This window comes from Streptomyces sp. NPDC045956 (assembly GCF_056430705.1).
Window position 1 is genome coordinate 865,349 of sequence record NZ_JBWKKZ010000001.1, and the last position, 7,350, is coordinate 872,698.

The window sequence follows — 7,350 nt, forward strand, 5'->3', positions numbered from 1 at the left end:
GCAGCTCGCTCCGCGTCCCGCCCCGCATCGGGGCCACGCCCGTTGCGGCTACCGTGAGCAGCCGTGAGCACCCTCGCCCGCGCCCGCTGCACCCTCGGCGCCCACCCCCTGGCACTGGACGCCGCCCTCGCGTCGGCCGTCCTGCTGTGCATGGTCGCCGGTTCCTTCGTGGACCCGCACGGCCCCGAGGGCGTCACCTGGGGCCTGCGGACCCCCGACGTGCTGAGCCTGGTCCTCATGGCCGTCGGCGCCGCCGCGCTCGTCTTCCGCCGGCGCGCCCCACTGGTGGTCCTCGCGGTCACCGGCTGCGTCTCCGTCGCCGAGAGCGTCACCGGCGACCCCCGCGCCCCGGTCGTCATGTCCACCGTGGTCGCCCTCTACACCGTCGCCGCCTCCACCGACCGCCCCACCACCTGGCGGGCCGGCCTGCTCACCATGACGGTGCTGACCGGCGCCGCCATGCTGGCCGGGCCCCTGCCCTGGTACGCCCAGGAGAACCTCGCCGTCTTCGCCTGGACCGGCATCGGCGCCAGCGCCGGGGACGCGGTACGCAGCCGGCGCGCCTTCGTGCAGGCCATCCGGGACCGGGCCGAGAAGGCCGAGCGCACCCGCGAGGAGGAGGCCCGCCGCCGGGTCGCCGAGGAGCGGCTGCGCATCGCCCGCGATCTGCACGACGTCGTCGCCCACCACATCGCGCTGGTCAACGTGCAGGCCGGGGTCGCCGCACACGTCATGGACAAGCGGCCCGACCAGGCCAAGGAGGCCCTCGCCCACGTACGGGCGGCCAGCCGCTCGGCGTTGGACGAACTGCGGGCCACCGTCGGCCTGCTCCGACAGTCGGGGGACCCCAAGGCACCCACCGAGCCCGCCCCCGGTCTGGACCGCCTCGACGAACTGGTCGCCACCTTCCACCACGCCGGGCTGCACGTCGAGGTGGCCCGCGCGGACCAGGGCACCGACCTGCCCGCCGCCGTCGACCTGGCCGCCTACCGCATCATCCAGGAGGCGCTCACCAACGTGCAGAAGCACGCGGGGACGCGGGCGAAGGCCGAGGTCAGCGTCGTGCGGGTGGGGCCGGACATCGAGGTCACCGTGCTCGACGACGGTGCCGGCGGCGACGACGCCCCGGGCGTGCCCGGCGCCCCGGGTGCTCCGGCGGGGACCGGCGCGGACGGCGGCGGACACGGCCTGCTCGGCATGCGGGAGCGCGTCGCCGCCGTGGGCGGCACCCTCACCACCGGTCCCCGCTACGGGGGCGGGTTCCGGGTCCATGCGATCCTGCCGGTCAGACACCGCACCGATGCCGCGGAGGACCCCGTATGACGATCCGTGTCCTGCTCGCCGACGACCAGGCGCTGCTGCGCAGCGCCTTCCGGGTGCTGGTCGACTCCGAGCCCGACATGGAGGTGGTGGGGGAGGCGTCCGACGGTGCCCAGGCGGCGCGGATGGCCGCCGAGGAGCGGGCCGACGTGGTGCTGATGGACATCCGGATGCCCGGCACGGACGGCCTCGCCGCCACCCGCATGATCAGCGCCGATCCCTCCCTCGCCCACGTCCGTGTGGTCATACTGACCACCTTCGAGGTCGACGACTACGTCGTGCAGTCGCTGCGCGCCGGTGCCTCCGGCTTCCTCGGCAAGGGGTCCGAGCCCGAGGAACTGCTCAGCGCGATCCGGATCGCGGCCGGCGGCGAGGCGCTGCTGTCCCCGGCCGCCACCAAGGGGCTGATCGCCCGCTTCCTCGCCCAGGAGGGCACGGCCGACGAGGAGCGCGACCCCGCCCGCGCCGAACGCCTGGAGACGCTGACCGTGCGCGAGCGCGAGGTGCTGGTCCAGGTCGCCGGCGGGCTCTCCAACGACGAGATCGCCGAGCGGCTGGAGGTCAGCCCGCTCACCGTGAAGACGCACGTCAACCGGGCCATGTCCAAGCTGGGCGCCCGCGACCGGGCCCAGCTGGTCGTCACCGCGTACGAGTCCGGGCTGGTACGTCCGAGGGTGGAGTGACCCCGGCCCGGGTGTACTGCGGCCGGAGTATGCGCGGGATAAGGAAATGGACCTGGGGCCTAGGGAACCGGAGGCGTTCATGGCCCAGGGTGTTGGGGTGGGCGGTCACCCGTGAGCCGGTGGCGCCCGCGTCCGGCGCTCACATGTGCTCCGTCCCCCGCTCGGCCACAGAAGAGAGACCCTGATCCATGTCCTGGCTGTCGAGATTCAGCCTCGCGCAACGGGCCCTGATAGGCCTGATGTCGATCGTCGCGCTCGTCTTCGGCGCGATCGCCATCCCCCAGCTCAAGCAGCAGCTGCTGCCCACCATCGAACTGCCCATGGTGTCCGTGCTGGCGCCCTACCAGGGTGCCTCGCCGGACGTGGTCGAGAAGCAGGTCGTCGAGCCGATCGAGGACAGCCTCGAAGCCGTCGACGGGATCTCCGGCATCACCGCGACGGCCAGTGAGGGCAACGCCGTCATCATGGCGTCCTTCGACTACGGCAACGGCACCCAGCAGCTCGTCGCCGACGTCCAGCAGGCCGTCAACCGGGCCCGCGCCCAGCTCCCGGACGACGTCGACCCGCAGGTCATCTCCGGCTCGACGGACGACATCCCCACCGTCGTCCTCGCCGTCACCTCCGACAAGGACCAGCAGGCGCTGGCCGACCAGCTCGACAAGACGGTCGTCTCGGAGCTGAAGGACATCGACGGCGTCGCCCAGGTCGTGGTCGACGGCGTCCGCGACCTCCAGGTCACCGTCACCCCGGACCCGGCGAAGCTGGCCGAGGCCGGCGTGGCCCCGCAGCTCCTCGCCCAGTCCCTCCAGGCCGGCGGCGCGACGGTCCCCGCGGGCTCCTTCGACGAGGGCGGCGCCAACCGCACCGTCCAGGTCGGCGGCGGCTTCACCTCGCTGAAGCAGATCCAGGACCTCATGGTCACCGGCGAGGGCGTCGACGAGCCCGTGCGCCTCGGTGACGTGGCCACCGTCAAGGAGGAGGAGGCCAAGGCCGACTCCCTCACCCGCACCAACGGCGAACCGAGCCTCTCCGTCGCCGTCACCATGGACCACGACGGCAGCGCGGTCGCCATCTCGAACGCCGTCGAGGACAAGCTCCCCGACCTGCGCGAGCAGCTCGGCTCCGGCGCGACCCTCACCGTCGTCAGCGACCAGGGCCCGGCGGTCTCCAAGGCCATCGAGGGCCTGACCACCGAGGGCGCCCTCGGTCTGCTCTTCGCCGTCCTGATCATCCTGGTCTTCCTGGCGTCGATCCGCTCCACCCTGGTCACCGCGGTCTCCATCCCGCTGTCCGTGGTGCTGGCGCTGATCGTCCTGTGGACGCGCGACCTGTCGCTGAACATGCTGACGCTGGGCGCGCTGACCATCGCCATCGGCCGGGTCGTCGACGACTCGATCGTGGTCCTGGAGAACATCAAGCGGCACCTCGGCTACGGCGAGGAGCGCCAGGAGGCCATCCTCAAGGCCGTCCGCGAGGTCGCCGGAGCGGTCACCTCCTCGACCCTGACCACGGTCGCCGTGTTCCTGCCGATCGGCCTGGTCGGCGGCATGGTCGGCGAGCTGTTCGGCTCCTTCAGCCTCACCGTCACCGCCGCGCTGCTGGCGTCCCTGCTGGTGTCGCTGACGGTCGTCCCGGTGCTGTCGTACTGGTTCCTGCGCCCGCCCAAGGGCACCCCCGAGGACGCGGCCGAGGCCCGCCGGCTGGCCGAGGAGAAGGAGGCGAAGAGCCGCCTCCAGCGCCTCTACGTCCCCGTGCTGCGCTTCGCCACCCGTCGCCGCCTGACCAGCCTGGCCATCGCGGTCGTCGTCCTGCTCGGCACGTTCGGCATGGCGCCGCTGCTGAAGACCAACTTCTTCGACCAGGGCGACCAGAAGGTCCTCAGCATCAAGCAGGAGCTGAAGCCCGGCACCAGCCTGAGCGCGACCGACGCGCAGGCGGAGAAGGTCGAGAAGCTGCTCGGCGACACCGAGGGCGTCAAGGACTTCCAGGTCACCATCGGCTCGTCCGGTTTCATGGCCGCCTTCGGCGGCGGCACGGACACCAACCAGGCCTCGTACCAGCTGATGCTGGAGGACTCGGCCGACGCCGCGGCCGTCCAGGACCACATCGAGGACGGGCTCGCCGAGCTCGACGGCATCGGCACCACCACCGTCGCCGCCGGTGACGGCTTCGGCAGCCAGGACCTCAGCGTCGTCGTCAAGGCGGCCGACGCGCAGGTGCTCCGCGAGGCCGCCGAGAAGGTCCGCGGGACCGTCGCCGGGCTCGACGACGTCACCGACGTCACCAGCGACCTGGCGCAGAGCGTGCCGCGCATCTCGGTCAAGGCCAACGCGAAGGCGGCCGGGGCCGGCTTCAGCGACCAGACGCTCGGCGCGGCCGTCGCCCAGGCGGTACGCGGCACCCCGGCCGCCAAGGCGGTCCTGGACGACACCGAGCGGGACGTCGTCATCAGGTCGGCCCAGCCGGCCACCACCATCGCCCAGCTCAAGGCCCTGAACCTGGGCCCGGCGAAGCTCGGCGACATCGCCACCGTGCGGCTGGTGGACGGTCCGGTGTCCATGACCCGCATCGACGGACAGCGGGCGGCGACCGTCACGGCCAAGCCGACCGGTGACAACACCGGCGCGGTGGGCACGGAACTCCAGTCGAAGATCGACGGGCTGGACCTGCCGGCCGGTGCCACGGCCGAGATCGGCGGCGTCACCGCCGACCAGGACGAGGCGTTCGTCAACCTGGGCCTGGCCATGCTCGCGGCGATCGCGATCGTGTTCATGCTGCTGGTCGGCACCTTCCGGTCGCTGGCCCAGCCGCTGATCCTGCTGGTGTCCATCCCGTTCGCCGCGACCGGCGCGATCGGCCTGCTGCTGGCCACGGGCACCCCGATGGGCGTCCCGGCGATGATCGGCATGCTGATGCTGATCGGCATCGTGGTCACCAACGCGATCGTGCTGATCGACCTGATCAACCAGTACCGCAAGCAGGGCTACGGCGTCGTCGAGGCGGTGATCGAGGGTGGCCGGCACCGTCTGCGGCCCATCCTGATGACGGCCCTGGCGACGATCTTCGCCCTGCTCCCGATGGCGCTGGGCGTCACCGGCGAGGGAGGCTTCATCGCCCAGCCGCTGGCGGTGGTGGTGATCGGCGGTCTGATCACCTCGACCCTGCTGACGCTGCTGCTGGTCCCGACGCTCTACGCGATGCTGGAGCTGCGCAAGGAGCGGCGCGCGAAGAAGCGCGCGGCGAAGAAGGGCGGCACCGTACCGCCGCAGGCCGCGGCCTCGGACGAGCCGGAGCCGGCGAAGGTCTGAGCGACCGGAACAGAACGGGAGGGGCCCCGCCCGCCACGGAAGTGGTGGTGCGGGGCCCCTCCCGTTCCGGTCCTCGTACGACCGTCCCTACGGCAGCGCCAGCATCCGCTCCAGCGCCAGCTTCGCGAAGGCCTCGGTCTCCTTGTCGACCTCGATGCGGTTGACGAGGGTGCCCTCGGCGAGCGACTCCAGCGCCCACACCAGGTGCGGCAGGTCGATGCGGTTCATGGTCGAGCAGAAGCAGACCGTCTTGTCGAGGAAGACGATCTCCTTGCCCTCGGGGGCGAAACGGTTCGCCAGGCGGCGGACCAGGTTCAGCTCCGTGCCGATGGCCCACTTGGAACCGGCCGGGGCCGCCTCCAGGGCCTTGATGATGTACTCGGTCGAGCCGACGTAGTCCGCCGCGGCCACGACCTCGTGCCGGCACTCGGGGTGCACCAGGACGTTCACGCCCGGGATGCGCTCGCGCACGTCGTTCACCGAGTCGAGGCTGAAGCGGCCGTGCACCGAGCAGTGGCCCCGCCACAGGATCATCTTCGCGGCGCGCAGTTCCTCGGTGGTCAGCCCGCCGTTCGGCTTGTGCGGGTTGTAGAGGACGCAGTCCTCCAGGGACATCCCCAGGTCCCGCACCGCGGTGTTGCGGCCCAGGTGCTGGTCGGGCAGGAACAGCACCTTCTCGCCCTGCTCGAAGGCCCAGTCCAGGGCCCGCTCGGCGTTGGAGGAGGTGCAGATGGTGCCGCCGTGCTTGCCCGTGAACGCCTTGATGTCCGCGGACGAGTTCATGTACGAGACGGGCACGACCTGCTCGGCGATCCCGGCCTCGGTCAGCACGTCCCAGCACTCGGCGACCTGCTCGGCGGTGGCCATGTCGGCCATGGAGCAGCCGGCCGCCAGGTCGGGCAGGACCACCTTCTGGTCGTCGCTGGTCAGGATGTCGGCCGACTCCGCCATGAAGTGCACACCGCAGAAGACGATGTACTCGGCCTCCGGGCGCGCGGCGGCGTCCTTGGCCAGCTTGAAGGAGTCACCCGTGACGTCGGCGAACTGGATGACCTCGTCGCGCTGGTAGTGGTGGCCGAGCACGAAGACCTTGTCCCCGAGCTTCTCCTTGGCCGCGCGGGCGCGCGCCACCAGGTCCGGGTCGGAGGGCGAGGGGAGGTCGCCGGGGCACTCCACGCCGCGCTCGCTCCTCGGGTCGGCCTCGCGGCCGAGCAGCAGCAGGGCGAGCGGCGACGGCTGTACGTCGAGCTCCTGGGTCTGGGCGGTGGTCACGACACGCACCCTTTCTTCTTTTCGTCGAACTGACGCTATCTATCATAACCGGTTCACGTCAGTTTGACGATGGCCATTGTGTCGGTGTGACGTGAATCCCGGTGCCCGAGCCGCCGTCCACAGGCGCTGTCCGCTCCCCGGGGCGTGTGCGAGCATGAAGAGAAGGCCGAGGACGAGAATCGGGACCGACCCCGGAATGAATCCGCGGCCCCGCCGGTTGGAACCGTCGGCAAGCAGTCTCCGTACAACCCGGGAGAGATGTAGATGTCCGTATCGGACGAGTCCACCACCGTCACCGACGGCATCATCGTGACCGACGCCGCCGCGGCCAAGGTGAAGGCCCTGCTCGACCAGGAAGGCCGTGACGACCTCGCGCTGCGCGTCGCCGTCCAGCCCGGTGGCTGCTCCGGCCTGCGCTACCAGCTCTTCTTCGACGAGCGCTCGCTCGACGGCGACGTGGTGAAGGACTTCGACGGCGTCAAGGTCACCACCGACCGCATGAGCGCCCCGTACCTGGGCGGCGCCACCATCGACTTCGTGGACACGATCGAGAAGCAGGGCTTCACGATCGACAACCCGAACGCGACGGGTTCCTGCGCCTGCGGCGACTCCTTCAGCTGAGCCGCGCGGCCGAGCGCCACAGTCGTACACAGGGCGGCGGGGCGGGGGGGCCCCAGGGCGCGGCACCGTTTGGTGTGTTTGGCATGTTTTTGTGCCCCGTCCCCCGGCCAGGGCGAGAGACCCAAAGCCCGCCTTTCTCGCGGGGC

Annotated in this window: 5 protein-coding genes; 4 read left to right on the plus strand and 1 reads right to left on the minus strand. The window is 71.3% G+C overall.

All coding sequences use genetic code 11. The features are described from left to right. The first annotated feature begins 63 nt into the window (after positions 1-63). The 3 genes from AC07FV_RS03810 to AC07FV_RS03820 all read left to right on the plus strand — a co-directional run bounded on the left by AC07FV_RS03810 (position 64) and on the right by AC07FV_RS03820 (position 5,311). The gene (locus AC07FV_RS03810) at positions 64-1,323 is read left to right on the plus strand and encodes a sensor histidine kinase (protein ID WP_479084402.1); all 1,260 of its coding nucleotides are present in this window, start codon (positions 64-66) and stop codon (positions 1,321-1,323) included. Further along, positions 1,320-2,003 (plus strand): response regulator, encoded by a 684-nt coding sequence (locus AC07FV_RS03815; RefSeq protein WP_479084404.1) that lies wholly within the window; start codon positions 1,320-1,322, stop codon positions 2,001-2,003. The genes AC07FV_RS03810 and AC07FV_RS03815 overlap by 4 nt, the downstream gene beginning before the upstream one ends. 188 nt (positions 2,004-2,191) lie before the next feature. Then, positions 2,192-5,311 carry an efflux RND transporter permease subunit gene (locus AC07FV_RS03820; protein ID WP_479084406.1) on the plus strand — a complete coding sequence of 1,040 codons (3,120 nt, stop codon included), beginning with the start codon at positions 2,192-2,194 and terminating at the stop codon, positions 5,309-5,311. Positions 5,312-5,398: 87 nt separating this feature from the next. Here the strand turns inward: AC07FV_RS03820 and nadA are convergent, their stop codons facing one another. Further along, the gene (gene nadA / locus AC07FV_RS03825) at positions 5,399-6,583 is read right to left on the minus strand and encodes a quinolinate synthase NadA (RefSeq protein WP_479084408.1); all 1,185 of its coding nucleotides are present in this window, start codon (positions 6,581-6,583) and stop codon (positions 5,399-5,401) included. A 264-nt stretch (positions 6,584-6,847) separates the two neighbouring features. On the opposite strand from nadA, the gene AC07FV_RS03830 reads away from it, so the two are divergent. Continuing rightward, on the plus strand, positions 6,848-7,204 hold the full coding sequence (locus AC07FV_RS03830) for an iron-sulfur cluster assembly accessory protein (protein WP_122620514.1): 357 nt from the start codon (positions 6,848-6,850) through the stop codon (positions 7,202-7,204). The last annotated feature ends 146 nt before the right edge of the window (positions 7,205-7,350 follow it).

Bases quoted from the DNA above. Each gene is read 5' to 3' on its own strand.
- AC07FV_RS03815 (WP_479084404.1), top strand. From the start codon at position 1,320: ATGACGATCCGTGTCCTGCTCGCCGACGACCAGGCGCTGCTGCGCAGC.
- AC07FV_RS03820 (WP_479084406.1), top strand. From the start codon at position 2,192: ATGTCCTGGCTGTCGAGATTCAGCCTCGCGCAACGGGCCCTGATAGGC.
- AC07FV_RS03830 (WP_122620514.1), top strand. From the start codon at position 6,848: ATGTCCGTATCGGACGAGTCCACCACCGTCACCGACGGCATCATCGTG.